The sequence below is a fragment of the Cellulosimicrobium sp. BMG9.22 genome (genome assembly GCF_059159975.1).
Genome location: NZ_JBZGBY010000009.1, coordinates 1 through 25,392 on the forward strand (window position 1 = coordinate 1; position 25,392 = coordinate 25,392).

The window sequence follows — 25,392 nt, forward strand, 5'->3', positions numbered from 1 at the left end:
GCGCCTCCTCGCGCTCCAGCTCGACGAGCTCATCGGCGGCATCGGCTCCGACCGGGAGTTCGTCATCCGCGACTACGTCGACCTCGCCCGCAAGGACCGCTCGCTGGCCGACGTGCAGAAGTCGCTCGGCGGCCTCGACTCGACGCAGCTCCTCGACCTCGGTCAGATCGGTCGCGTGCTCGACCTGCCGGGCGGCGGCGACGCGCTCGACGCCGCGGTCGCCCCGCACGGCTACCGCCTGCTCTCGAAGGTCCCGCGCCTGCCCGCGACGATCATCGACCGGCTCGTCGCGCACTTCGGCGGGCTGCAGAAGCTCCTCGCCGCGAGCATCGACGACCTCATGACCGTCGACGGCGTCGGCGAGCAGCGGGCCCGCGCCGTGCGCGAGGGGCTCTCCCGGCTTGCCGAGTCCAGCATCCTCGAACGCTACGTCTGACCGACCGACCGCCGAACCGCACGGAGGGGTGCCCGTGGACCACGTCGACGAGTGGTCGGCGCTGGCCGACGCCTGGTCGCGGTACTGGGCGCCCGCCGCCGCACCGACGCAGCACGCGATCCTCGACGCGGCCGGCATCGGCCCGGCGTCGCGCGTGCTCGACGTCGGGTGCGGCACGGGCGAGCTCGTCGCGGCCGCCGTGGCCCGGGGCGCGGACGCCGCCGGGTGCGACGCCGCCGTCGGGATGATCGACGCCGCACGCGAGCGCAGCCCCGAGGCTGACCTGCGCGTCGCCCAGGCCGAACGCCTCCCGTGGCCCGACGACGCGTTCGACCTCGTGACGCTCGTCAACGCCCTCACGTTCACCGACGCCGCGAAGACCCTCAGCGAGTGCCGTCGCGTCGGTCGTCTGGTCGCCGTCGCGAACTGGGCCGAGGACGACGTCAACGACGTCACGCTCCTCGAGCGCGCCGTCGCGGGCGAGGACTACGAGCCGAGCGGGCCCAGCCGCGAGGAGGGCCACCTGAGCGAGCTCCTCGCCGAGCACGGCTTCACCGTGGTGACCGAGCAGCTCGCCGACGCGCCCATGGTGCTCGAGGACGCCGACGCCGTCGTCGCCGCGCTCATGTTCGGTGAGACACCCGAGCTCCAGGCCGAGCTCCGACCCGACGTCCTCGCCGCGGCGCGCCCCTTCCGCCGGACCGACGGCAGCTACCTGCTGCGCAACGCCTTCCGCTGGGCGCTCGCGACCCGTTGACCCACCGCGTCGCCCTCCGCGACCGTCTTCAGCCTCGTCTCGTCGTCGCTGCCCGGGACCGCGGTGTACGCCACGACCTTGAGGTCCGTGTCCCCGTCCGCGAGGACGTCGCAGTCGACCGCGATGTCACCGGCACGGGGGTGACGGATCAGCTTCCGGGCCTCGGCGTGCCGCCCCACGGCTCCCTCCGCCCAGAAGGCGGCGAACCGGGCGTTGCCCGCGAGCGTGCGTATCACCAGCGCGGCCAGTCGCGGGTCGTCGGGGTAGCGGGCGGAGGCCCGGCGCAGGTCGGCGACCAGGGCCCGGTCGGCGGCCTCGGCGTCCGCCGGGATCACGGGCCAGCTCGTCAGCCGCCCGCGGTCCTCGGCCACCGGGAAGCGCAGCCGGACGAGGTTCCGGGCGTCGGGGTCGATGGCGGTCGGGTCGCCGAACAGGCCCACCCAGTGCGGATTCCACCACACCAGCGTCCAGTCCGCGGCGAACACCGCCACCGGCACGTCGGTCATCCGGGCAAGGAGTCGTGCCATCCCGGGCGGCAGGCGGTCGACCATCCGGCCCGCGGACGGCGGGTGCAGCCCGGCGAGCCGGTACAGATGGCCCCGCTCGTCGGGGTCGAGCTGCAACGCGCGGGCCAGCGCGGCGACGACCTGGTCCGACGGCGCGCTCGCGCGACCCTGCTCCAGTCGCACCACGTAGTCGACCGAGATCCCGGCGAGCTCGGCGAGCTCCTCTCGCCGGAGCCCCGGCGATCGGCGGACCGCACGCCGGGGAAGCCCGGCGGCCTCCGGAGAGCACCGGTCGCGCCATGCGCGAAGCGTGGTCCCGAGTCGATTCTCTGCGTCGCGCACCCGCCCATTCTCTCCTCCCCCGTGGCAGGACCGTGGCGGCACGGTGGTACTGGCGTTCCCAGGGAACCAGGATCCCTGGCCGGTCCGTCGCCACCGGACCACGCTAGGAGGCATGTCCAGAACCACCTTCATCACCGGAGCCAACAAGGGCCTCGGGTTCGAGACCGCCCGCCGGCTCTCCGCCCTCGGTCACACCGTCCTGATCGGCGCCCGCGATCCCGAGCGCGGCCAGAGGGCGGCCGCCGAGCTCGGGGCCCGTTTCGTGCAGATCGACGTCACCGACGACGCGTCGGTCGCCGCCGCCGCGGCCGACGTCGCGTCGCACGAGGGTCGCCTCGACCTGCTGATCAACAACGCCGGCACCGCGGGCGACCCGGTGCCTGCCGACCTGCTGGACGGCGAGCACGCCACGTCGGTCTTCGGCACCAACGTCATCGGGGTCGTCCGGGTCACCAGCGCCTTCCTGCCGTTGCTGCGTGCCGGCGACGCGCCGGCGGTCGTCAACGTCACCAGCGGTCTGGGGTCGGTCGCGCTCACCCTCGACCCGGACCGCGTCGAGTCGCAGGTGCTCGCTCCGCTCTACACGGCCTCCAAGGCGGCGCTCACGATGCTGACGACCCAGTACGCCAAGGCCGTCCCCGACGTGCGGTTCAACGGCGCCGACCCCGGCTACACCGCGACCGACCTGAACGGCCACCAGGGTCACCAGACGGTGACGGAGGGCACCGACGCCATCGTCACCCTGGCCACCGAGGGCGCCTCTGCCGGGACGGGCCGGGTCATCGACCGGTACGGCCCGCTGGCCTGGTGACCATGACCACCGTCGGCATCATCGGCGCGGGCGAGGTGGGTAGCCAGCTCGCCCGCGCGGTGATCGCTCACGGCTACCAGGTCGTGATCGCCAACTCACGCGGGCCGGAGACGTTGACCGACCTGGTCGGCGAGCTCGGCGCGTCGGCGCGCGCCGGGACCGCGGCGGAGGCCGCCGAGGCCGGCGACTTCGTCATCGTCGCCGCACCGCTCAAGCCCGTGAACACCCTCCCCGTCGACCAGCTCGCCGGGAAGATCGTGCTCGACACGAACAACTACATGCCGTGGCGCGACGGTCGCTACCCGGCCGTCGACTCGGGCGAGAAGACGGTGCACGAGCTGCGCCAGGAACAGCTGCCGACCTCCCGGGTGGCCAAGGCATTCAGCCACATCCAGGCCCCACGCCTCTTCCTGTCCGCCCGCCCGGCCGGAGCCCCGGGCCGCCACGCGCTGTCGGTCTCCAGCGACCACCCCGACGCGGTCGCGCTCGTCACACGGCTCTACGACGAGCTCGGCTTCGACACCGTCGACAACAGCCCGCTGCGCGAGTCCTGGCGCACGGGACCGGGCCAACCCGCCTGGGCCGCGCACGCGCACCAGACCCGCGAGCAGCTGCGAGCCAACCTCGTCAGGGCACGGCGCATCCCCTACCCGTTCAGCGGCTGACGGGTGGCGTGCGAGCGGCCCGACCGTCGAGGACGTCAGCCGCCCGGCGCGGTCTCGGCGGGCTGGGCCGTCGGCTCGGCGGGCGGGGGTGTCTGCTCTGCGGGCGGCGCCGACTCCCCCGGCGTGGGGGATGGTGGCGGCGGCTCGAGGAGCGTGAACGTGGCCGGTGCGCTCGTCGCGCCCTCGACCCCGGCGATGCTCAGCACGACGGTGTACGTGCCCGGGCCCACCTCCGGCTGGTCGGGCGCGCAGCCCTCGACCGACCGGTGCCGGTCCCACCGCACGAGCGACAGCGGGTCTTCGTCGCCCTTGCTCATGAGCAGCAGGCGGTCGGTCGACCCGCAGTGCGCGGACGACCACACGAGCTCGCCCCCGGAGTACACGAGGACCTGCCGCCCGGCGTCGGACCCGTCCACGAGGCACGGCCTGGCGCCGACGTGACGCACCGACACCGAGAGCTGGACCACCCGCCCGGGCTCGTACTCCGTCGCGCTGGGCGTCACGCCGAGCTCGAGCGCGTCCGCCCCGCAGTCCTGCGGCGGCCCCGCCTCCTCGGGGGTCGGCGGCGCCGACTTCCCCTCCTGGGGGGTGTCCTCGCCGGCCAGCAGGGGCTGGACGGCACGGACGACGACCTGCCCGAGCAGCACGAGGCCGACGACGAGCCCGGCGAGCAGCGCGAGCGCGACGAGGCGGCGACGAAGCAGGGCCCCGCGCGTGGGCCGCGTCGTGCTCGGCCTGGCAGCGCGCTCGGTCCGCGGCGTGCTCACGGTTCCTCCGACGTGCAGGTGGATGGTCGCCACCACGTTAACCGGACGGGCGCGCAGCCCTGTCGAGCCGCGCCGACGACGCCGCAGGTCGGGGACAATGTTCGTGCTGCCCCACCGACGCGCCCTGCCGATGCTCCCCGAGGAGGAGGACCTCTACCCGATGACCACCCCGACGACCGGCGCCCCGTTCGCCGCCCTGCGCGACGCCGTCGGGCGGTGGTTCGGCCAGACCGCGCGCGACCTCCCGTGGCGCGCGGCCGACCGGACGGCGTGGGGCGTGCTCGTCAGCGAGGTCATGCTCCAGCAGACGCCGGTCGTGCGTGTCGAGCCGGCGTGGCGCGAGTGGATGGCGCGCTGGCCGACACCCGCGGACCTTGCGGCGGCCCCGACGGCCGACGTGCTGCGCGCGTGGGGACGACTCGGGTACCCGCGGCGGGCGCTGCGGCTGCAGGACTGCGCACGCGTGATCGTCGAGCGCCACGACGGCGAGGTGCCGCACGGCGAGGAAGCCCTGCGCGCCCTGCCCGGGGTCGGGGAGTACACCGCCGCGGCGGTGACGGCGTTCGCCCACGGGCGCCGCGCCGTCGTCGTCGACACGAACGTGCGCCGGGTCATCGCCCGGGCTGTGGCCGGGACGGCGCTGCCCGCGCCGTCGTACACGGCCGCCGAGCGTGCGCTCGCGGGCGCCGTCGCCCCCGCGGACGACGACGGCGCGGTCCTGTGGGCCGCGGCCTCGATGGAGCTCGGCGCGCTCGTGTGCACGGCCCGGGCGCCACGCTGCGACGCGTGCCCGGTGCGCCGGGCGTGCGCGTGGCGCCTCGCCGGGCGTCCGGCGGACGAGCACGCGGGTCGACGGCGCACGCAGGCCTGGGCGGGCACCGACCGCCAGGTCCGTGGCCGGGTCATGGCCGCGCTGCGCGGCGCGCCCGGACCCGTGCCGCGCGCCGTCGTGAGCGAGCTGTGGCACGACGCCGCCCAGCTCGACCGGTGCGTCGGGAGCCTCGTCGAGGACGGTCTGGTCGAGCAGGACGGAGAGATGTACCGCCTGCCCGGCTGAGCCCGACGCGCGGGTGGGCTCTCAGGCCAGGTCGAGGAGCATGCGGGTGTTGCCGAGGGTGTTCGGCTTCACGCGCGCGAGGTCGAGGAACTCGGCGACGCCGTCGTCGTGCGAGCGGAGCAGCTCGGCGTAGACCTCGTGCGACACGGGGGTGCCCTCGATCGCACGGAACCCGTGGCGCGTGAAGAAGTCGACCTCGAACGTCAGGCAGAACACGCGCCGCAGGCCGAGCGCACGTGCCCTGTCGACGAGCTCGGCGACGAGCGCGTGCCCGACGCGGTGCCCGCGCCACGCCGGGTCGACGGCGAGCGTGCGGATCTCGGCCAGGTCGTCCCACATGACGTGCAGCGCGCCGCAGCCGACGACGCGCGCGTCCGGGGCGCCGTCGTCCACCTGGGCCGGCACCGCCTCGGCGACCGCGAACTCCTGGACGGCCTCGTAGTAGCCCACCATCTCCTTGGCGAGGAGGATGCGCGCCTCCGCGTACGGCTGGACGAGCCCGCGGATCGCGCGGACGTCGGCGGGCAGCGCCGGGCGGACCCGGACCTCGGGGCTCGTGCCGGGCCGGCTCTGCGTCGGCCCCTCGGGGGCGCTGGCGATCACTGCGCCACTGTATGTCGGAAACGGATCGATGCATACTCATGCGCTCAGTGACATAGATTCGCGCGACGGGCCAAGCGCCGGCCGTCCGCGTCAGGCACCCGCCGCGAGCCGGGCCGCCGTGATCTCGTCGACCACGAGGTCCGTGACGACGCCGGCGCGCAGCGCGGCCCGCAGGGGCGCGACCTTGTTGTCGCCCGCGACGGCGCACACGCGCCGCGGCACGCGGCGCAGCTCCTCGGGCGCCGGCCCGGTCGCCCGCTCGTTGAGCGCGATGTCGCGGTAGGTGCCGTCGGCACGCAGGAACACCGTGCACACGTCGCCCACGACACCCTCTGCGTCGAGCACCGCGATGTCGTCCGCCTCCAGGTAGCCCGCCGAGTACACGTGCGACGGCACGCCGCCCGCGACCGCGCCCACGGAGAACAGCGCGATGTCCGCGCGGTGCTGGACGTCCAGCACACGCTGCACCGACCGTTCACGCCACATCGCGCGCTTGGTCTCCGCGTAGTCGAAGAAGGCCGGGACCGGGAAATGGTGCACGTGCGCGTCGAACGCGGTGCCGAAACCCGCGATGAGGTCGCCCGCGTAGTGCACGCCCGACGTCCGCGTGTTCGCCGCGCCGTTGAGCTGCACGACGGCGCTGCCCCGCGTGGGCCGCCGCGGCAGGTGACGGGAGATCGCCGAGAGCGTCGTCCCCCACGCGATGCCGAGGATCATGTCGGAGTCGAACCAGGTCGACACGAGCCGCGCCGTCGTCAGCGCGACCTGCTCGAGCCGCTCCACCTGCGGGGCCTGGTCCGGCACCGGCACGACGTAGGCGTCGATGCCCCAGGTCGTGGACAGGTGCTGCCCCAGCCCGGGGGCGCGGCTCTGCGTCGGGCGCAGCGAGATCTCCACCAACCCTGTCTCGCGAGCCCGCTTGACGAGGCGCGACACAGTCGACCGCGACGTGTGCAGGTGCTTGGCGATCGCCTCCATCTTCATGTCCTGCAGGTAGTACATCGACGCTGCACGCAGCACGTCCTGCTCGCGGTCGGCCATGGCCGGCTCCTCTCGTCCGACCTCCATTCTGCACGTTCGTGCACTGCGCTTGCGCGCCCGTTCGTGCCGTGGTGGTGTGGGAGCCGTGCCACCGCGCCGGAACCCCGGTGCGAGCACGGCGGTTCCGGCTCGCGCGACCTGGGCGTGCGTGGGACCGTCGCTGTGAGCGCACCGTGGGCGCGACCGTCCTGCGGAGCACCGCAGCACCGAGGGCGAGAGAGGGAGACGGATGGCATCCACGAGACTCACGGCCGAGTCGCGACGACAGGCGCTGGCCGCGCTCGAGGCGTCCACGAGCGCCGACGCGGAGCTCGACGTCCTCGTCATCGGCGGCGGGGTGACGGGCGCTGGCATCGCGCTCGACGCCGTGACACGAGGCCTCTCCACCGCGATCGTCGAGGCGCAGGACTGGGCGGCCGGCACGTCGAGCCGCTCGAGCAAGCTCGTCCACGGCGGCCTGCGCTACCTGCAGATGCTCGACTTCCACCTCGTCAAGGAGGCGCTCACCGAGCGCGACCTCCTGCTCAAGGACATCGCGCCGCACCTCGTGCGCCCGGTCCCGTTCCTCTACCCCCTCGAGCACCGTGTCTGGGAGCGTGCCTACGTCGGCGCCGGCATCGCGCTGTACGACACGCTCGCGGGCCTCGCGCCCGGCAAGCGCGCGATGCCGATCCACCGGCACCTGTCACGCAGCCGGATGGAGAAGAAGTTCCCCGACCTGGCGCACGACGCCGCTGTCGGTGCGGTCCAGTACTGGGACGCGTCCGTCGACGACGCGCGGCTCGTGTCCACGCTCGTGCGGACCGCGGCGTCCTACGGCGCGCACGCGGCGTCGCGCACGCAGGTCGTGTCCCTCACCAAGGGGTCGACCGGCGCAGTGAACGGCGCGGTGCTCATGGACCTGGAGACCGGCCGGGAGATCACCGTGCGAGCCCGCGCCGTCATCAACGCGACGGGGGTGTGGACCGAGGAGACGGAGGCGCTCGCGGGCTCTGAGGGCGGCCTGCGCGTCCTCGCGTCCAAGGGCGTGCACATCGTCGTCCCGCGCGAGCGCATCAAGGGCAAGGTCGGGCTGATCCTGCAGACCGAGAAGTCCGTGCTCTTCGTGATCCCGTGGTCCCGCTACTGGGTGATCGGCACCACCGACACCCCGTGGGAGCAGGACCTCCAGCACCCCGTCGCGACCGCTGCCGACATCGACTACGTGCTCGACCACGCGAACGCCGTCCTCGCGCACCCGCTCACGCGCGACGACATCATCGGCACCTGGGCCGGCCTGCGACCGCTCCTGCAGCCGGGGACCAAGGAGGGCACGAGCTCGGCGAAGGTCTCGCGCGAGCACACCGTGGCATCGCCCACCCCGGGCCTCACGGTCATCGCCGGCGGGAAGCTGACGACGTACCGCGTCATGGCGAAGGACGCGGTCGACTTCGCGATCGGCCAGCGCGCGAGCGCGCTGCCCTCCATCACGGAGAAGATCCCGCTCCTCGGCGCGGTCGGCCTCGACGCCGTGCGCCGCCAGGCCCGCCCGTGGGCGTCGCGCTACCGGTGGACCCCCGCGCTCGTCGACCACCTGCTGCACCGGTACGGGTCGAACCTGCGCGAGGTCGTCGAGCTGTGCGAGACGCAGCCCGACCTCGCGAAGCCGCTCGAGCACGCGCCCGCGTACCTGCGTGCCGAGATCGCCTACGGCGTCTCGCACGAGGGCGCGCTCCACCTCGAGGACCTGCTCCTGCACCGCACGCGCCTCAACTACGAGGTCGCCGACCGCGGCCTCGCTGCCCTGCCCGAGATCGCCGGGATCGCCGGCGAGCTGCTCGGGTGGGACGACGCGACGCGCGACGCGGAGATCGCGAGCTACACCGACCGCGCGAACGCGGAGGCCGCCGCCGAGCAGCAGCCCGACGACGCCACCGCCGAACGCACCCGGCTGGAGGTCGACGACGTGTCGCCGCTCCAGCCCCTGCGCACGACCTGACAGCAGCACACCGATCTCGCGGGCGCACGCCGACGGCGGACCGACCCGAGGACCCGGCGCTACGGTGCGCCGGGCCGGTTGAGACAGAGAAGTCCACCACGAAAGAGAGAGCACGATGGATCAACTCCTGATGAACGCCTTCTGGTCCGAGGTCCTCGGCACGGCGACCCTGATCCTGCTCGGCGCGGGCGTCGTCGCGAACGTCGTCCTCCCGAGGACCAAGGGCTTCAACGGCGGCTGGCTCCTCATCAACTTCGGCTGGGGCCTCGCCGTCTTCGCGGGCGTGTTCGTCGCCTTCAAGTCGGGGGCGCACCTGAACCCGGCCGTGACGATCGGCCTCTTCGCGGCCGACCAGCCGTTCGCGACCCTCACCGGGCCCGAGGGAGCCGTCACCGCGACGATCGAGCCGACCGTCAGCAACATGTTCATCTACTTCGGCGCGGAGCTGCTGGGCGCCATCATCGGTGCCGTCCTCGCGTTCCTCGCCTACAAGAAGCACTTCGACGAGGACGCCCCGGCCGCGACGAAGCTCGCCGTGTTCTCCACCGGCCCGGAGATCCGTTCGTACTGGTGGAACTTCGTCACGGAGGTCCTCGCGACGTTCGTGCTCGTGTTCTTCGTCGTCGTCTCGGGGCGGACGCCGTCCGGCCTCGGGCCGCTCGCCGTCGCGCTCATCGTCGTCGGCATCGGCGCGAGCCTCGGTGGACCGACCGGGTACGCCATCAACCCGGCGCGCGACCTCGGCCCGCGCATCGCCCACGCGCTGCTGCCGATCAGGGGCAAGGGGTCGAGCGACTGGGCCTACTCGTGGGTCCCCGTCGCCGGACCGCTCGTCGGCGGCGTGCTCGCCGGTCTGCTCGGCGCGACGTACGCCTGACCGCACCGCCAGACCCGCCGCGTGACCGGGGTTCGCCCCGGTCACGCGGCCCACGCGCCGTCGTCCACCCGCTGCTCACCACGCACCACCGCACACCCACACCGACGTGAAGGACTGAACGCACCATGGCCGACTACGTTCTCGCCATCGACCAGGGAACCACCAGCTCCCGGGCCATCGTCTTCAACCACTCCGGGGAGATCGTCTCCACCGGGCAGCTCGAGCACGACCAGATCTTCCCGCGCGCCGGGTGGGTCGAGCACAACCCCGAGCAGATCTGGAACAACGTGCGCGAGGCCGTGGGCCTCGCGCTCACGCGGGCCAACGTGACCCACAACGACATCGCGGCCGTCGGCATCACCAACCAGCGCGAGACCGCGGTCGTGTGGGACAGGACCACGGGCAAGCCGGTGTACAACGCGATCGTCTGGCAGGACACGCGCACGCAGAAGATCGTCGACGAGCTCGGCGGGTCGGACGGTCCCGACAAGTACAAGTCGGTCGTCGGCCTGCCGCTCGCGACCTACTTCTCCGGCCCGAAGGTGAAGTGGATCCTCGACAACGTCGAGGGCGCGCGCGAGAAGGCCGAGGCGGGCGACCTCGTCTTCGGCAACACCGACACCTGGACGCTGTGGAACCTCACGGGCGGCGTCGACGGCGGCGTGCACGTCACCGACGTGACCAACGCGTCGCGCACGATGCTCATGGACCTCGACACCCTGTCGTGGCGCGAGGACATCGCCGCCGACATGGGCATCCCGATGTCGATGCTGCCCGAGATCAGGTCGTCCTCCGAGGTGTACGGCAAGGGTCGTCAGCAGGGTCTCCTGCCCGGCGTGGCGATCGCCGGCATCCTCGGCGACCAGCAGGCCGCGACGTTCGGGCAGGCGTGCTTCGAGGTCGGGCAGGCCAAGAACACGTACGGCACCGGCAACTTCATGCTGCTCAACACGGGTACCGAGAAGGTCATGAGCACCAACGGCCTGCTCACCACGGTCTGCTACAAGATCGGCGACCAGCCCGTCCGCTACGCGCTCGAGGGGTCGATCGCGGTCACCGGGTCGCTCATCCAGTGGCTGCGCGACAACCTCGGCATGTTCGAGGACTCGCCCGACGTCGAGTGGCTCGCCGGCAAGGTCGAGGACAACGGCGGCGCGTACTTCGTGCCCGCGTTCTCCGGCCTCTTCGCCCCGTACTGGCGCTCCGACGCCCGCGGCGCGCTCGTCGGACTCACCCGGTACGTCAACCGCAACCACATCGCACGCGCCGCGCTCGAGGCGACCGCCTACCAGACGCGCGAGGTCCTCGACGCGATGAACGCCGACTCCGGCGTCGACCTCACCGAGCTGCGCGTCGACGGCGGCATGGTCGCCAACGAGCTGCTCATGCAGTTCCAGGCCGACCAGCTCGGCGTCGACGTCGTGCGGCCGAAGGTCGCGGAGACGACCGCGCTCGGCGCGGCGTACGCCGCCGGCATCGCTGTCGGGTTCTGGCAGGGCGAGCAGGACGTCATCGACAACTGGGCCGAGGACAAGCGCTGGTCGCCCGCCGTCGAGGAGGACGAGCGCGAGCGCCTGTACCGCAACTGGAAGAAGGCCGTGACGAAGACGTTCGAGTGGGTGGACGAGGACGTGGAGCAGTAGTCCCGCTCGTCTGACCCGAGCCTCACCTTCTCGTCCGGAGGGGGTGGGGTGGTGCCGCCGGTCTACCATCCGCGCGCTCGTTCCTCGCGCGCTCCCGCCAGACCCACCACGACCGGCGGCACCACCCCACCCCCTCCTTTCGTGTCACCTCGTGCGTCGTCGCCGCACTACATCCCCTGCCGATCGCGACCGTCGCGCATGCGCGGCAGGGCGGGCGCGAATCTACGACTCCATCACCGCGAACCTACGACGAGTGTGGCGCGAAACTACGAGGCACCGTCGCTGCCTGCTAGTTTGTCGGTATGGACGGGTTGATCGGTCGTCACGCACTCGGCCCTGCTCTCGAGGCGCTGGAGTCCTTTCCCGCGCTGGTCGTCGAGGGTGCACGGCAGGTCGGGAAGAGCACGTTCGCGCGCTTGCTGGTCGAGGGGCGCGAGGCGCGGCACTTCACCCTGGACGACGAGCCCACGCGTCGTGCGGTCGCTGCCGACCCGCAGGCGTTCGTCGACCAAGCAGGGGACGGCACGCTCGTCATCGATGAGATCCAGCGCGCGCCCGAACTCGTTCTCCCCATCAAGGCGTCGATCGACCGGAATCGCCGACCCGGACGCTTCGTGCTCACGGGCTCTACCGACCTGCTCCGGCTGGAGCGCACACCGGACAGCCTGGCCGGTCGCGCCGTGACCATCCCGCTGCGCGGGCTGAGCAAGGGTGAGCTGGCCGGACGCACCGACGCGTTCGTGAGCAGACTGATCGAGGATCCTCCTGACCCGTCGCGCTTCTCGACGAGGTGGCAGCGGGCCGACTACGCCCGGGCACTGGCCGCCGGCGGCTACCCCGAGGTCGTCACGCTCGGTGAGCGACCTCGTCGCACGTGGCTCGACAGCTACCTGCAGCGGATCGTCCAGCGCGACGCCCGGGACGTCCTGCGGGTGGTCGACAGCAGACGGCTGGAGTCCGTGCTCCGCCTGTTGGCGGCGAACCAGGCCGGAGAGCTTGTCAAGGCGCGGATCGCTCGCGACGCCGGTATCCCACCCACGAGCATCACGGCCTACCTCGATCTGCTCGAGGTGCTCTTCCTGACCGAGTCGCTGCCGCCGTGGACTCCGAACCTCACGAGCCGGGAGGTCGGACGACCCAAGGCCATCGTGTCGGACTCCGCGCTCGCCCTTCGCCTGGGCAGGATCACCGAGGCACAGCTCGTCCCCGTCGTCGGTGGTGACCTTCTCGGGCCGATGCTCGAGGGACTCGTCGTGGCCGAGCTCCGCAAGCAGGCGGCGTGGGCGACCGTCGAGCACGAGCTCTTCCACTTCCGTGACCGCGACGGCATGGAGGTCGACCTGATCGCCGAGCTCGGCGACGGCCGGATCGTCGCCATCGAGGTCAAGGCCTCCGGGACCTACAGGTCCGACCATTTCGCCGCGCTCGTGCGCCTCAAGGAGAAGCTCGGCGATCGCTTCGCGGTCGGTGTCGTCCTGGGAACCGCCGACGTCGGCTACCAGTACGCACGGGGCCTCTGGGGCCTCCCCGTCTCGGCACTCTGGGAGCTGTGAGCCGCGGACCCTCGGCGCCGCGCTCGCTCGGCCACGCGGAAGTAACTACGGTGGCCGGGTGCGCGCGTGGGTCTACGAGCGGTACGGCGGCGTCGACGAGCTGCGGCTCCGGGACGTGCCCACCCCTGCGCCGGCGAAGGGCGAGGTGCTCGTCGAGGTCGTCGCGACGTCGGTGAACCTGTCGGACTGGGAGGCGCTCCGGGGCAGCCCGGGCTACACGCGCCTCGACGGGCTCCGCGCCCCGCGCACCCACGTCCTGGGGTCGGACGTCGCGGGGCGGGTCGTCGCCGTCGGCGAGGAGGTCACGCGGTTCCTCGTGGGTGACGACGTCTACGGCGACAACCTGCCGCGTCGCGGCGGGTTCGCGGAGTACGTGGTGATGCCGGAGAAGGCGCTGGCCCACAAGCCGCAGGAGCTGACCTTCGCCCAGGCGTCCACCATCCCGCAGGCAGGCGGCATCGCCCTGCAAGCACTCACGTCGGCGGCGCCAGGGGATCGCGTGCTCGTCAACGGCGCGGGCGGAGGCTCCGGCAGCTTCATGGTCCAGCTCGCGGTCGCGCGAGGCATGCACGTCACGGCGGTGGACGACGCGGGCAAGCTCGACTTCCTCGAACGGCTGGGCGCACAGGCGGTGATCGACTACCGGCGCACCGACTTCACGCGGACCGGCCCCTACGACCACGTCGTCGACCTGGTCGCACAGCGGTCGGTGTTCGCCTACCGGCGCGCGCTCGCCCGCCGCGGTCGGTGCCTGATGGTGGGCGGCACGCTGCGGACGATGCTCCGCATGCTCACCGTCGGTCCCGTCGTGGGGGCACTGACCGGTGCCCGGCTCGGCGTCCTCTTCGTGCGGCAGGGTCCCCGCCACTTCGCGCCCCTCGCGGACCTTTGCGCGACCGGAGACGTCGAGATCCACGTGGACCGCACGTTCCCGTTCGCTGAGGTACCCGCGGCGCTCACGCTCCACGGTGAGGGACGGGCCCTCGGGAAGGTCGTCGTCGTGCGGGACGACCGACCGCTCAGGGCGGACCGCGAGGCTCGGCGAGCGAGCGGGACGAGGGATGCCTAGCGTCGGGGACGGGCCGCGACACGGCGGCCGTCACCGACGGGAGGCGCCATGACCGACACGCACCACGAGCTGCCGCACGCGGACTCCGACGAGGTCGCGAAGGTCCGCGAGCTCATCAAGGACGAGCAGATCGCCATGCTGACGACGGTCGCCGAGGACGGCAGCCTCGTGAGCCGGCCCATGGGCGTCCAGGCCGTCGACTTCGACGGCGACCTGTGGTTCTTCGCGGCCGAGGACTCGCACAAGGTGGCGGAGATCGTCCGCGACTCCGCGGCCAACGCCTCCTTCTCCGGGAAGAGCTCGTGGGTCTCGCTCTCGGGGCGGGCGACCCTCGTCCACGACCCGGACAAGATCCGCGAGCTGTGGAACGCCGTCGCCGACGCGTGGTTCCCCGACGGGCCGGACTCCCCGGGCGTCGTGCTCATCCGGCTGCACGCCGAGTCTGCCGAGTACTGGGACTCCCCCGGCGGTCGCGTCGCCACGCTCTTCCGCCTCGTGACGACGAAGGTCACCGGCAAGCCGTACGAAGGTGGCGAGAACGAGACCGTCCAGCTCTGAGGCGGCGACCACCCGCAGAAGGACCCTCGCTGGCTAGGGTGGCGGGCGTGAGCACCACGCGCGAGACCAGCTACACCGTGCCCGGGATGCACGTCACCGACCGCGAGGTCGAGGTGCCGCTCGACTGGTGGGACGACGGCGACCCGCGCCGGCTCACGCTGTTCGTGCGGGAGCTCGCGGACCCGGTCAGACGCCGCGACGACCTGCCGCTGCTCGTGTTCCTCCAGGGTGGGCCGGGCGGCAAGGGCCCGCGGCCGACCGGGCCCGACGGCTGGGTCGCCACGGCGCTCGAGACCCATCGCGTGGTCCTGCTCGACCAGCGCGGCACTGGGCGCTCGTCGGCCGTGCGCGGTGCGGCGCTCGCCGGGCGCGGCGACGGCCCCGCCCAGGCCGCCTACCTCGCGCACTTCCGCGCCGACGCGATCGTCGCCGACGCCGAGCGCGTGCGGCGCATCGTCTACGGTGGCCGACGCTGGACGTCGCTCGGCCAGTCCTACGGCGGCTTCCTCACGATGACCTACCTGTCGCAGGCGCCCGATGCGCTGGCCGCGTGCTACGTCACCGGCGGCCTGCCCGGGCTCACCGCCGATGCGCGCGAGGTCTACCGGCGCACCCAGCCGCGCGTCGTCGCCAAGAACGCGCGGTACCGCGAGCGCTACGCCGACGACGCGGAGCGGCTCGGGCGCATCGCGGACCGCCTCGCCGCGGGCGACGTCCGCCTGCCAGACGGCGACACCCTCACCGTGCGCCGGCTGCAGTCGCTCGGGATGGACCTCGGCATGAAGCCGGGCCCGGAGCGGATCCACTGGATCGTGGACGAGGCGTTCGACGCGGACGCGCCCGACGAGCTCACGGACACGTTCCTCGCGGACGTCGCCGCGGCCACGTCGTTCCGGACGAACCCGCTGTACGCCGTGCTTCACGAGTCGATCTATGCGCAGTCGGGCACGGGCCCGACGGCCTGGGCGGCCGAGTCGGTCCGCGCCGAGGAGCCGGCGTTCGACCCGGCCGCGCGACCGCTGCTGTTCACGGGCGAGATGATCTACCCCTGGATGTTCGACGACGTCGGCGCGCTACGGCCGTTCCGCGCTGCGGCCGAGGCGCTCGCCGAGTGGGACGACTGGCCCGACCTCTACGACCTCGACGTGCTCGCCCGCAACGAGGTCCCCGTCGAGGCAGCGGTGTACCACGACGACATGTTCGTCGACGCAGGGCTGTCGCTCGAGACGGCGGCGCTCGTCGGGAGCACCGACGTCTGGGTCACGAACGAGTTCGAGCACGACGGCCTGCGCACGGGCGACGTCCTCGCCCGGCTCACGGAGCGCCTCGCCGCCCGAGGCGGCCCCCTCCCCACGTGACCCCACCGCTGAGTGCATGAAATAGTCGCGATTTCCCGTCGGAATCGCGACTATTTCATGCACTCAGCGGGGGGCGGGCGGCGGGGCGTGCTTGGCGAGGAAGGCGTAGACCTCGGTCGCGTCGACGCCGGGGAACGCGCCGGTCGGGAGCGCGGAGAGCACGTGCTGGTGCATGCGCGCGCTGGGCCACGACGCGTCTCGCCAGCGTGCCGCGTCGTCCGCCGCGGGGCGGCGGCAGCACGACTCGTCCGGGCACGTCGACTGGCGTCGCACCGTCGTGTCCCGGCCCCGGAACCACTTGGCCGACGCGAACGGCACCCCGACGGCGATCGAGAACTGGCCGGTCGCCGTCGTGCCGGTCTGGGTCGAGCACCAGTACGTCCCCGCCGGGGTGTCGGTGTACTGATACGACTCCTGCGCGCGGTCACGGCGCGTGAACGCCTCCCGCGCCGCCCACTTCCGGCACACCATCTGGCCCTCGATCGCGCCGGTCACGTCGGCGGGCAGCGGCAGCCCGTCGTTCTCGTACCCGCGGAACAGCGCGCCGTCGTCCCCGACGCGCAGGAAGTGCAGCGGGATGCCGAGGTGCACGGTCGCGAGGTTGGTGAACCGCTGGGCCGCGGCCTCGTGCGTCACGCCGAACGCGTCGCGGAAGTCCTCGACCGCGAGGTCCTTCTCGCGCTTGCGCCGCTCGAGGAAGTCGACCGCGGCGCTCTGCGGGATGAGGCAGCACGCCGCGAAGTAGGTGATCTCGACGCGCTGCCTCAGGAACTCGGCGTACGAGCGCGGACGCTCGTGGCCGAGGACGCGGTGCGCGAGCGCCTGCAGCGCGAGCGAGCGCAGACCGTGGCCGCCGGGGATCGAGGCCGGCGGGAGGTAGATGCGCCCGTTCTCGAGGTCGGTGACGGTACGGGTCGAGTGCGGCAGGTCGTCGACGTGCCAGATCGTGAAGCCGAGCTGCTCCGCCATCCGCGCGACCGTGCGGTGCGTCAGCGCCCCGACGGTGTACCCGGCCTTGCGCGCCATCTCCTCCGCGAGCTCCTCGATCTCCGGGTAGTAGTTGTCGCGCCCCTGGCGTTCGAGGCGCAGCTCGGTGTTCGCGCGGCGGGCCTCCTCGGGCGTCGCGACGGCCTCCGTGGCCCGGCGCTGCAGCTCCGTGTGCAGCCCGACGAGGTTCTCCAGCACCGGCAGCGGGAGCTTCTGGCTCGCCTTCACGGAGGGCAGGCCGAGCGCCGCGAAGAGCGGTCCGCGCTGCGCCCGGTCCAGCGCGATCTCCAGGGCGGCCCGGCGCGACGGCGGCTCGTCCGTGAGCAGGTCGGTCAGCGGCACGTCGAGCGCCTGGGCGAGGTGCTGCAGCAGCGAGAGGCGCGGCTCACGGCGGCCGTTCTCGATCATCGACAGCAGGCTCGGGGCCGTGCCGACGGCCTCGCCGAGCGCGTCGAGCGTGAGACCTCGCGACGTCCGGAAGTGGCGGATGCGCCGGCCGAGCGTGATGAGGTCGCCGTGCGGTGCGGCGGCCTCCGGCTCGGGAGCGCCGCGGGCGGGACGGCCTCCGGGGCGGCCGGTCGACGACGTAGTGGCCATCCCTTGACGGTACGTCAAGATCCGCTGATCTTCACATGGTCCTGGCTGGAAAGTGGCGCCCGCTCGGGGCGAGGCTGGAGGCACGAGGATGCTCCGCCGTCGGCACCGACAGCCCGGCGCCGGACTCCTCGCACGGACCAAGACTCGCGACGCCAGCGCAGGGAGACCCCATGACCAGCAGCACCGCCAACCCCCGCCGTACGCGCCTCGCCGCGCTGCTCGACGACGTCGAGACCGAGCTCGCCGGCCTGTCCGTCCCGGGTTTCACGTCCGGGACCGACCCCCGACCGCGCGACGCCCGCGCCTGGGTCCGGGAGATCGCGAACCTCACCGAGCCCGACGCGATCGTCTGGTGCGACGGCTCCGCCGGGGAGAAGCAGCGGCTGATCGACCTGCTCGTCGACGCCGGCACCCTGCTCCCCCTCGACCCCGAGCTGCGGCCCGGTAGCTACCTCGCGCGGTCCGACCCGAGCGACGTCGCGCGCGTCGAGTCACGCACGTTCATCTGCTCGCGCGAGGAGGTCGACGCCGGTCCGACGAACAGCTGGCGCGAGCCCGAGGCGATGCGCGCCGAGCTGCGCGGGGTCTTCGAGGGCTCGATGCGCGGCCGGACCATGTACGTCGTGCCGTTCTCCATGGGGCCGGTGGGCGGGCCGATCTCCCAGGCCGGCATCCAGGTCACCGACTCGCCGTACGTCGTCGTGAGCATGGGGATCATGACGCGCGTCGGCCAGGAGGTCATGGACCTGATCGACGGCGGGGCGCCCTTCGTCCCGGCCGTGCACTCCGTGGGCGCGCCGCTCGTCGACGACACGGGGGCCGTCACGGAGGACGTGCCGTGGCCGTGCAGCGACACGAAGTACATCGCCCACTTCCCGGAGACGCGCGAGATCTGGTCGTACGGCTCGGGGTACGGCGGCAACGCGCTGCTGGGCAAGAAGTGCTTCGCGCTGCGCATCGCGTCGGCGATGGCGCGTGACGAGGGCTGGCTCGCCGAGCACATGCTGCTCATCCGCGCGACGTCGCCCGAGGGTCGCGCCTACCACCTCGCCGCGGCCTTCCCGTCGGCGTGCGGCAAGACGAACCTCGCGATGCTGCGCCCGACGATCCCGGGTTGGACGGTCGAGACGATCGGCGACGACATCGCGTGGCTGCGCCCCGGTCCCGACGGCCGCCTGCGCGCGATCAACCCCGAGGCCGGCTTCTTCGGCGTCGCACCTGGCACGGGCGTCGACACCAACCCGGCCGCCGTCGAGACGTTCGCGCGCGACACGATCTTCACCAACGTCGCGCTCACCGACGACGGCGACGTCTGGTGGGAGGGCCTGACGCCCGAGCCGCCCGCCCACCTCGTCGACTGGACCGGCCAGGACTGGACGCCCGACTCCGGTCGCCCCGCCGCGCACCCGAACTCGCGGTTCACAGTGGCCGCAGCGCAGTGCCCGACCATCGCCGACTCGTGGGAGGACCCCGAGGGCGTGCCGGTCGACGCGATCGTGTTCGGTGGCCGTCGTGCGACCAACGTGCCGCTCGTCGCGCAGGCGTACGGGTGGGAGCACGGCGTGTTCATGGGCGCGACCATCTCCTCGGAGCAGACCGCCGCAGCCGAGGGCACTGTCGGCGAGCTCCGCCGCGACCCCTTCGCGATGCTGCCCTTCTGCGGCTACAACATGGCCGACCACTGGGCGCACTGGCTGCGGGTGGGCGCCTCGCTCGACCCGGAGAAGCGGCCCAAGATCTTCCAGGTCAACTGGTTCCGCAAGGATGCCGAGGGCCGCTACCTGTGGCCCGGGTTCGGCGAGAACGCACGCGTCGTCGCGTGGATCGCGGCCCAGGTCGACCGCTCGCGCGGCGTGCGCACCGACTGCGGCGCCGTGAAGAGCCCCGTCGGGCTGCTGCCCGCGCCGGGCGCGCTCGAGCTCGGCGGGCTCCACCTGGACGACGGCGACCTCGAGGCCCTCTTCGAGGTCTCACCCGCGCAGTGGCTCGCCGAGGCGGAGCTGACCGCGGCGTTCTTCGACACGTTCGGCAACCGCGTCCCGGACGAGCTGTGGGCCCAGCTCGCGCGGCTCCGCGACCGGCTCGGCGCGTAGGGGGCGCCTCTCTCCGCACTACCGCCAGGTGCAGGTCAGTCGGCCGCGAGCTCATCCCCGCGGACGATCACCAGCTCGTTGCCCTCGGGGTCGGCGACCCGCCAGCGGTCCTGCGACGCGTCGAGGACCCGGCCACCGGCGGCGACGACCGTGTCCAGGCGCGTCCGGACGGCGTCCCCCGGAACGGCCAGCTCGACGTGGATCCGGTTGCGCTGCCGGCGACGCTCGGTCTCCGACAGGTCGATCTCCTGGAACACCAGGACCGGGTTCAGCCGCCGGGGGTCGAGGATGTCGGTGGTCCCGTCCCGTCGGTCGGGGACGTATCCGAGCGCGGAGAGCCAGAACGCGCGGACCGCGGCGACGTCGGCAGCGTCCAGGAAGAGCTGGACGAAGCGTGGCAGCTCCAGGTCCGCCACGGCTCCGACCTCGCGCGCGGCGGTCTGGAGGTTCTCGGCCAGCTCGGTGAAGTCGAGCGCGAGGCCGTGGGCGTCGCCCTCCCACTGGTCCTTGCCGCTGTCGAGGATCACGAGCCCGGGGCGCAGGTCGACCAGCAGCGGGAACCCCGCGTCCACGGCCAGTCGTGCAGCCGCGGCGGCCAGGTCGCGCTGCTGGGTCGGTGCGGTGGTGCGGTAGCACGCCATCGCGCTGAACACCGCCTGCCAGTCGGCGGTCCCGGCGCCCTCGCCGAGCGCTTCACCCGGCACCAGGTCGACCTCGTTGCCGTCGGAGTCGGTGTGGCAGACCCCGTACGGTCCCGTCGCCTCCCCCAGGCTCGCGTGTGCGACCGCCGCAGCCGGCCGTACCACGTCGAGGTGGATGCGGTTGCGCAAGGGCCGCGGCTCGGCCGACTGCCGGACGCGCAGCGCGGGATCACGCCGCAGCCGATCCACCAGACCGCCGTCGTGCCCTTCCCCGTAGTCGAGAGCGCGCTGCCAGAACGGCCTCACCACCGACGGGTCGCCGGCGTCGACCACGACGCTCAGCTGCTGCAGCACGTCCGGGTTCGCGGCAAGGCCCAGGTGCCGCGCCGCCGCCGACACCGCCTCGGCGAGCTCGGGGGTGTCGAGATGGACCCGGACGCCCGTGGCGCGCACGTCGACCGCGATCTCGGGGGACAGCTCCACGACGCGCCCGGCCAGCGCAGCTCCCTCGATCAGCGACGGCGCATCGAACCATGCCGTCGGCACGCCCGCGAGAACCCGCCAGTCCGTTCCGGTCTCTGCCATCCCTGCACTGTAGGGCCCACGACCTCGACGCGGTCGGGTGACCCTCCCACGATCGCAGCCGTCCGGGACGGGCGAGCCGGCGACGGCGTGTGGTCCTGCTGTCCGCGTGCGTGCGACCGTCCGTCCTCGCACGATGGAGACGTCGGCTCCAGCAGATGGGCCCTTGGCGCAGCACCGCCCGAAGGACCCACCATGATCAGCACGGACCAGATCGAACGGCTGCTCTCCGGCGGCACCGTCGTCTCCCCGGCCGGGGAGAAGATCGGGAAGGTCGGCCAGGTCTTCCTCGACGACCGCAGCGGCGAGCCGGAGTGGGTGACGGTCAAGACCGGCCTGTTCGGCACGGGCGAGTCCTTCGTCCCGCTCTCCGACGCCGACGTCCAGGGCGACGAGATCCGCGTCCCGTTCGACCAGGACACGGTCAAGGGCGCGCCGCGCGTGGACGACTCCGAGGGCCACCTCTCCCCGGAGGAGGAAGCAGAGCTCTACCGCTACTACGGGCGGGCGCAGGCCGGCGCCGGCGCCGGCGCCGGCGCCGACCGTTACGGAACCGGTGACCAGGACGACCGGCACGGCGAGAGCGACCCTGACCGGCACGACGAGCAGGACCGCCAGGGCGGCACTGGGGACGAGCGCACGGAAGATGCGGGCGTCGTCGGCAGGCACGCCGCCGGTCCAGCGACCGGCGACGCGTCGGCCCGGTCGGACGACGACACGGCGGGCCGGGTCCGGCTGCGCCGGTACGTCGTCACGGAGTACGAGACGCAGACCGTGCCGACCGAGCAGTCAGGTGACGAGGGCCAGGGGTTCGGCGAGGAGCGCAAGGTCTCGGAACGCGTCCGCGAAGAGATCGTCGAGACGACACGAGAGGACGACCGGCCATGAGCACGAGCTACGGGGCCACCCCGCCCGAGAACGACCCTGCTGCCCGCGACGCGGGCGACTCTCGCCGTGCGGAGGACTCCCGCCGTGCGGTCGAGCACGACGGCGATCCCCTCCCGCGCGACCGCGAGTCGGTCGTGGCGCGGGAGAAGGAGGAGTACGGCGGCATCAAGCTCGGCTCCGCCTTCTTCGGATGGCTCACGGCCACCGGGACGGCCGTGCTCCTCACCGCGCTGGCTGCCGCCGCGGGCGCGGCCTTCGGCCTCTCCGGCACGACCGACGCCCAGGACGCCGTCGACCAGGCGACCGAGAACGCCGAGACGATCGGCATCGTGGGCGGCATCGTCCTCGTGGTCGTCCTGTTCGTCGCCTACTACTGCGGCGGGTACGTCGCCGGCCGCATGGCGCGCTTCGACGGCGCCAAGCAGGGGCTCGCCGTGTGGCTCTGGGCCGTGGTCATCGCGATCGTCCTCGCCCTCGTGGGGCTCGTGGCTGGCAGCCAGTACAACGTGCTGTCGGAGCTCAACACGTTCCCCCAGATCCCGGTGAGCGCGAGCGACCTCACGACGGGAGGCGTCATCGCTCTCGTCGCGGCCGCCGTGATCAGCCTCGTCGGCGCCGTGCTCGGCGGGATCGCCGGCATGCGCTTCCATCGCAAGGTGGACCGGGCGGGTCTCGACGTCTGACGAGGGCTGACCACGGCGCCGATCAGTACGACATGCCCATGAGGTCGCGGACGTCCGCGAGGGTGCGGTCGGCGACCGCGTTCGCGCGGGCGTTGCCTTCGCGGAGCACATCGAGAGGGTCCGGGCCGTCGCCCGCGGCGAGCGCGCGGCGTCGGGCGCGCAGGGGGCGCAGGTGCTCGACGAGCGCCTCGGTCACCACGTGCTTGAGCCGGCCCGCCCCTGCCGCGCCGATCTCGTCCGCGAGCGCCCCCGGCGTCGTCCCCGCGGCGAACGCACCGAGCGTGAGGAGGTTCGCGACCTCCGGGCGGCGCTCGGGCTCGTACGTGACGTGCCGCTCGGAGTCGGTGCGGTGGCGGCGGACGAAGCGGGCCGTCGCGTCCTCGTCGTCGCGCAGCTCGAGCGCGTTGCCCGCGGACTTGCTCATCTTGCGCCCGTCCGTGCCGAGGACCGTCGGCGCGGGTGCGAGCAGCACGTCGGGCTCGGGGAAGTACGGGCGGGCTGGGCTGTAGCGCTGGTTGAACCGCCGCGCGATCGTCCGGGTGATCTCGACGTGCGGCAGCTGGTCCTGCCCGCCCGGCACGAGGTTGCCGTGGCAGAACAGGATGTCGGCCGCCTGGTGCACGGGGTAGGTGAACAGCAGGCCGCTCATGGGCCGACCCTGCCGGGCCGCCGCAGCGACCGCCTCGGCCTTGACGGTCGGGTTGCGCTCGATCTCGGCCGTCGTGACGAGGCTGAGGAACGGCAGCAGGAGCTGGTTGAGCGCAGGCACCGAGGAGTGCGTGAAGATCGTCGTGCGCGCGGGGTCGATGCCTGCGGCGAGGTAGTCGAGGACGACCTCGCGCACGGTCGCGCGCAGGTCCCCGGCGTCGTCGCGGTCGGTGATGACTTGGTAGTCGGCGACGACGAGCACGACCTCGACGCCGTCGTCCTGCAGCCGGACACGGTTGGCGACCGTGCTGAGGTAGTGGCCCAGGTGCAGCGCACCGGTCGGGCGGTCGCCGGTGAGGACGCGGAAGCCGGACGGGTCGTCCGCGAGACGCGCCTCGATCGCGGCGGAGCGCTCGTGCGCGGCGGCGACGGACGCGGTCGACGAGTGCGGTGCGGACGGCACCGGGCCGGACGGCGCAGCGGGGTCGACAGGTCGGGTCGCCTCCGCGGGGGCGAGGGTGGTGGTCATGCGGCTCTCCTTCGGTGGGAGCCGCGCGCCGCGTCCTTGTCAGGTTCCGGCCCGGACATGACGACGTCCCGGCTGCGGCGCGCAGCTCGGGACGTGGGCAGGACTGGTCACGGCTGCGGGGGCAGCCACCACCAGCTCTGCGTGATCATGCACCCACCCTACGCCCGACCGGCTGCGCGTCCTGCTCAGGTCAGGACGATCAGCGCCACGAAAGCAGCGAGCGCAGCCGCGACGGTGATCAGCAGGTAGGCGTTGCGACGTGCAGGCCGGGCGATCAGCAGCCCCAGGACCACGGGGACGGCAGGGATCGCGATGGCGGCACCGAACGCCTGCGCCGGTAGGTCGCACGGGTTGCCGATGCCGCTCTCGACGCACGGGACCGAAGCAGAGTCGAAGCCCACGAGGAGGGCGAGGAGCGCGGGGAGCAGCGCGAGCAGCAACCCGACACCGGCAACGGTCGACCCTGCTGCGGCCCTCCTCCAGCGCGCCTGGATCTCGTCCCTCGCGGGCACTCGCGAAACCGGACGGTTCTCCTCCACGCGCCGAGTGTGGCAGAGACCCGGCTCGGCGACCGGCTCTCCGTGGTGGCGGCCGGCGTCTGACGCCGGGGAGGCACGCAGACACCCGGCGCCCGGGTACCCGCGGGCGCGGCGGGGATCCCGGTCATCGCCGGGTACCACCCCTGTCGCCCACACTGCGACGGGGCGGTGCCGTCGCGAACGCGACGCCTGCGAGGCACAAGGCTCCGCCCGCCAGGGTCACGGGTGTGGGACCCTCGGCGAGCAGGAGCCACGACAGGAGCACGACGAGCGGCGGGACGAGATAGGTGGTCGCGGCCGTCCGGCCCGCGCTGAGGCGTGAGAGCGCGTAGCCCCAGGTCGTGAAGGCGACCGCCGTCGGGCCGAGGCCCAGGAGCACGACGGCCCAGGTCGACGAGGCGGGCGCGGACGTCGCCTCGGCAGCCAGCGTCGGCGCGAACGGCACGAGCGCCACGGTCCCGGCGAGGCAGCCGACCCACGTCATGGTCAGCGCGTCGACGCGCGCCAGCAGCCGCTTCTGCGACGTCGCGGCGCCCGCGTAGAGCACCGCGGCGGCGAGCCCGAGCGCGACGCCGAGCACGTCGCGCTCGCCCGACGACGTCGCCACCGCGATGACGGCCACCCCTGCGAAGGCCGCGGCCATGCCGACGAGCAGCCGTCGCGGGAAGCCCTCGCCGAGCAGGAGGCCGGCGAGCACCGCCACGAGGACGGGCGCGACGTTGACGAGGAGCGCCGTCGTCCCGGCGTCGAGGTGCTGCTCCGCGGCGTTGAGCGCGAGGTTGTAGAGGCTGAACCACCCCACGCCCCAGGCGAGGACCGCGGCGAGGACGCGGCCCCGCGGGAGGACCGGGCGCGCACCCCGGCGCACCCACCGGACCGCGACGAACACCGTGAGGCCCAGGCTGCCCGCGAGCTGGCGGCCGAGGGCGAGCGCACCCGGGGAGTAGTCGTGGCCCGCCGCCCGGACCCCGATGAACGCGGCTGCCCACAGGACCACCGTCACCGCGACCGCGGCGACGACCAGACCTCCCCCGCGGGGTCGGCGGTCGGGTGCCGACGGCGGGGTGGGAGCCGGTCGCAGGTCAGGGGCGGTCACGGGTTCGGACGGCGTCATGTCTCGATCGTCCTCGGCATGACTCTTCAGCACCAGCACGTTTTCCTTTCGCGCGATTCAGTTGCGCTGT

Annotated in this window: 23 protein-coding genes and 1 pseudogene; 15 read left to right on the plus strand and 9 right to left on the minus strand. The window is 73.0% G+C overall.

The window, feature by feature from the left end:
• Together AC4H2H_RS08470 and AC4H2H_RS08475 are read left to right on the plus strand one after the other, a co-directional pair.
• Window positions 1-436 (plus strand): annotated as a pseudogene (locus tag AC4H2H_RS08470) (DNA integrity scanning diadenylate cyclase DisA); the annotation flags it as partial.
• A gap of 34 nt (window positions 437-470) precedes the next feature.
• Window positions 471-1,193 carry a class I SAM-dependent methyltransferase gene (locus AC4H2H_RS08475; protein ID WP_494370365.1) on the plus strand — a complete coding sequence of 241 codons (723 nt, stop codon included), beginning with the start codon at window positions 471-473 and terminating at the stop codon, window positions 1,191-1,193.
• Here the strand turns inward: AC4H2H_RS08475 and AC4H2H_RS08480 are convergent.
• Window positions 1,148-2,041: a helix-turn-helix domain-containing protein gene (locus AC4H2H_RS08480; protein WP_494370366.1), complete on the minus strand. Its 894-nt coding sequence runs from the start codon at window positions 2,039-2,041 to the stop codon at window positions 1,148-1,150. The two genes, AC4H2H_RS08475 and AC4H2H_RS08480, sit on opposite strands and share 46 nt — an antisense overlap.
• Before the next feature lie 112 nt (window positions 2,042-2,153).
• On the opposite strand from AC4H2H_RS08480, the gene AC4H2H_RS08485 reads away from it, so the two are divergent.
• Window positions 2,154-2,852 carry an SDR family NAD(P)-dependent oxidoreductase gene (locus AC4H2H_RS08485; protein WP_494370367.1) on the plus strand — a complete coding sequence of 233 codons (699 nt, stop codon included), beginning with the start codon at window positions 2,154-2,156 and terminating at the stop codon, window positions 2,850-2,852.
• 2 nt (window positions 2,853-2,854) lie between these two features.
• Entirely contained in the window at window positions 2,855-3,517 is a 663-nt protein-coding gene (locus AC4H2H_RS08490; protein ID WP_494370368.1) for an NADPH-dependent F420 reductase, read from the plus strand.
• A 35-nt stretch (window positions 3,518-3,552) separates the two neighbouring features.
• Here the strand turns inward: AC4H2H_RS08490 and AC4H2H_RS08495 are convergent, their stop codons facing one another.
• Window positions 3,553-4,284, minus strand: a complete 732-nt coding sequence (locus tag AC4H2H_RS08495; RefSeq protein ID WP_494370369.1) for a hypothetical protein — start codon at window positions 4,282-4,284, stop codon at window positions 3,553-3,555.
• A 160-nt stretch (window positions 4,285-4,444) separates the two neighbouring features.
• Here AC4H2H_RS08495 and AC4H2H_RS08500 point away from each other — a divergent pair, with 160 nt between their 5' ends.
• On the plus strand, window positions 4,445-5,341 hold the full coding sequence (locus AC4H2H_RS08500; protein ID WP_494370463.1) for an HhH-GPD family protein: 897 nt from the start codon (window positions 4,445-4,447) through the stop codon (window positions 5,339-5,341).
• A 21-nt stretch (window positions 5,342-5,362) separates the two neighbouring features.
• Here AC4H2H_RS08500 and AC4H2H_RS08505 read toward each other — a convergent pair whose 3' ends face one another.
• Window positions 5,363-5,941 carry an amino-acid N-acetyltransferase gene (locus AC4H2H_RS08505; RefSeq protein WP_494370464.1) on the minus strand — a complete coding sequence of 193 codons (579 nt, stop codon included), beginning with the start codon at window positions 5,939-5,941 and terminating at the stop codon, window positions 5,363-5,365.
• Window positions 5,942-6,034: 93 nt separating this feature from the next.
• The gene (locus AC4H2H_RS08510) at window positions 6,035-6,985 is read right to left on the minus strand and encodes a sugar-binding transcriptional regulator (RefSeq protein WP_494370370.1); all 951 of its coding nucleotides are present in this window, start codon (window positions 6,983-6,985) and stop codon (window positions 6,035-6,037) included.
• A 229-nt stretch (window positions 6,986-7,214) separates the two neighbouring features.
• Between AC4H2H_RS08510 and AC4H2H_RS08515 the strand changes: the two genes are divergently transcribed.
• The 7 genes from AC4H2H_RS08515 (at window position 7,215) to AC4H2H_RS08545 (ending at window position 16,021) form a co-directional block, all read left to right on the plus strand.
• Window positions 7,215-8,963 (plus strand): glycerol-3-phosphate dehydrogenase/oxidase, encoded by a 1,749-nt coding sequence (locus AC4H2H_RS08515; RefSeq protein WP_494370371.1) that lies wholly within the window; start codon window positions 7,215-7,217, stop codon window positions 8,961-8,963.
• 115 nt (window positions 8,964-9,078) lie between these two features.
• Window positions 9,079-9,840, plus strand: a complete 762-nt coding sequence (locus AC4H2H_RS08520; protein WP_494370372.1) for an MIP/aquaporin family protein — start codon at window positions 9,079-9,081, stop codon at window positions 9,838-9,840.
• Window positions 9,841-9,965: 125 nt separating this feature from the next.
• A complete protein-coding gene (glpK, locus tag AC4H2H_RS08525) occupies window positions 9,966-11,483 on the plus strand; it encodes a glycerol kinase GlpK (protein ID WP_494370373.1) in 1,518 nt (505 codons plus the stop codon).
• 302 nt (window positions 11,484-11,785) lie between these two features.
• A complete protein-coding gene (locus tag AC4H2H_RS08530) occupies window positions 11,786-13,036 on the plus strand; it encodes an ATP-binding protein (RefSeq protein WP_494370374.1) in 1,251 nt (416 codons plus the stop codon).
• A gap of 58 nt (window positions 13,037-13,094) precedes the next feature.
• Window positions 13,095-14,105: an NAD(P)-dependent alcohol dehydrogenase gene (locus AC4H2H_RS08535; RefSeq protein WP_494370375.1), complete on the plus strand. Its 1,011-nt coding sequence runs from the start codon at window positions 13,095-13,097 to the stop codon at window positions 14,103-14,105.
• Between the two features lie 48 nt (window positions 14,106-14,153).
• Complete coding sequence (locus tag AC4H2H_RS08540) at window positions 14,154-14,663, plus strand: pyridoxamine 5'-phosphate oxidase family protein (protein WP_494370376.1); 510 nt, start codon at window positions 14,154-14,156, stop codon at window positions 14,661-14,663.
• Window positions 14,664-14,749: 86 nt separating this feature from the next.
• A complete protein-coding gene (locus AC4H2H_RS08545) occupies window positions 14,750-16,021 on the plus strand; it encodes an alpha/beta fold hydrolase (RefSeq protein WP_494370465.1) in 1,272 nt (423 codons plus the stop codon).
• Window positions 16,022-16,084: 63 nt separating this feature from the next.
• Here the strand turns inward: AC4H2H_RS08545 and AC4H2H_RS08550 are convergent, their stop codons facing one another.
• Entirely contained in the window at window positions 16,085-17,605 is a 1,521-nt protein-coding gene (locus AC4H2H_RS08550) for a helix-turn-helix domain-containing protein (RefSeq protein ID WP_494370377.1), read from the minus strand.
• Between the two features lie 170 nt (window positions 17,606-17,775).
• Between AC4H2H_RS08550 and AC4H2H_RS08555 the strand changes: the two genes are divergently transcribed.
• On the plus strand, window positions 17,776-19,698 hold the full coding sequence (locus AC4H2H_RS08555; RefSeq protein ID WP_494370378.1) for a phosphoenolpyruvate carboxykinase (GTP): 1,923 nt from the start codon (window positions 17,776-17,778) through the stop codon (window positions 19,696-19,698).
• Window positions 19,699-19,733: 35 nt separating this feature from the next.
• Here the strand turns inward: AC4H2H_RS08555 and AC4H2H_RS08560 are convergent, their stop codons facing one another.
• Complete coding sequence (locus AC4H2H_RS08560) at window positions 19,734-20,924, minus strand: VOC family protein (RefSeq protein ID WP_494370379.1); 1,191 nt, start codon at window positions 20,922-20,924, stop codon at window positions 19,734-19,736.
• Between the two features lie 192 nt (window positions 20,925-21,116).
• On the opposite strand from AC4H2H_RS08560, the gene AC4H2H_RS08565 reads away from it, so the two are divergent.
• Together AC4H2H_RS08565 and AC4H2H_RS08570 are read left to right on the plus strand one after the other, a co-directional pair.
• Window positions 21,117-21,809: a PRC-barrel domain-containing protein gene (locus AC4H2H_RS08565; protein WP_494370380.1), complete on the plus strand. Its 693-nt coding sequence runs from the start codon at window positions 21,117-21,119 to the stop codon at window positions 21,807-21,809.
• Window positions 21,806-22,492 carry a hypothetical protein gene (locus tag AC4H2H_RS08570; protein ID WP_494370381.1) on the plus strand — a complete coding sequence of 229 codons (687 nt, stop codon included), beginning with the start codon at window positions 21,806-21,808 and terminating at the stop codon, window positions 22,490-22,492. The genes AC4H2H_RS08565 and AC4H2H_RS08570 overlap by 4 nt, the downstream gene beginning before the upstream one ends.
• A 22-nt stretch (window positions 22,493-22,514) precedes the next feature.
• Here AC4H2H_RS08570 and trpS read toward each other — a convergent pair whose 3' ends face one another.
• The 3 genes from trpS to AC4H2H_RS08585 form a co-directional block, all read right to left on the minus strand.
• Window positions 22,515-23,669, minus strand: a complete 1,155-nt coding sequence (gene trpS, locus AC4H2H_RS08575) for a tryptophan--tRNA ligase (RefSeq protein ID WP_494370382.1) — start codon at window positions 23,667-23,669, stop codon at window positions 22,515-22,517.
• Between the two features lie 185 nt (window positions 23,670-23,854).
• On the minus strand, window positions 23,855-24,181 hold the full coding sequence (locus AC4H2H_RS08580) for a hypothetical protein (protein ID WP_494370383.1): 327 nt from the start codon (window positions 24,179-24,181) through the stop codon (window positions 23,855-23,857).
• Window positions 24,182-24,332: 151 nt separating this feature from the next.
• Window positions 24,333-25,322, minus strand: a complete 990-nt coding sequence (locus tag AC4H2H_RS08585) for a DMT family transporter (protein ID WP_494370384.1) — start codon at window positions 25,320-25,322, stop codon at window positions 24,333-24,335.
• Between the last annotated feature and the right edge of the window lie 70 nt (window positions 25,323-25,392).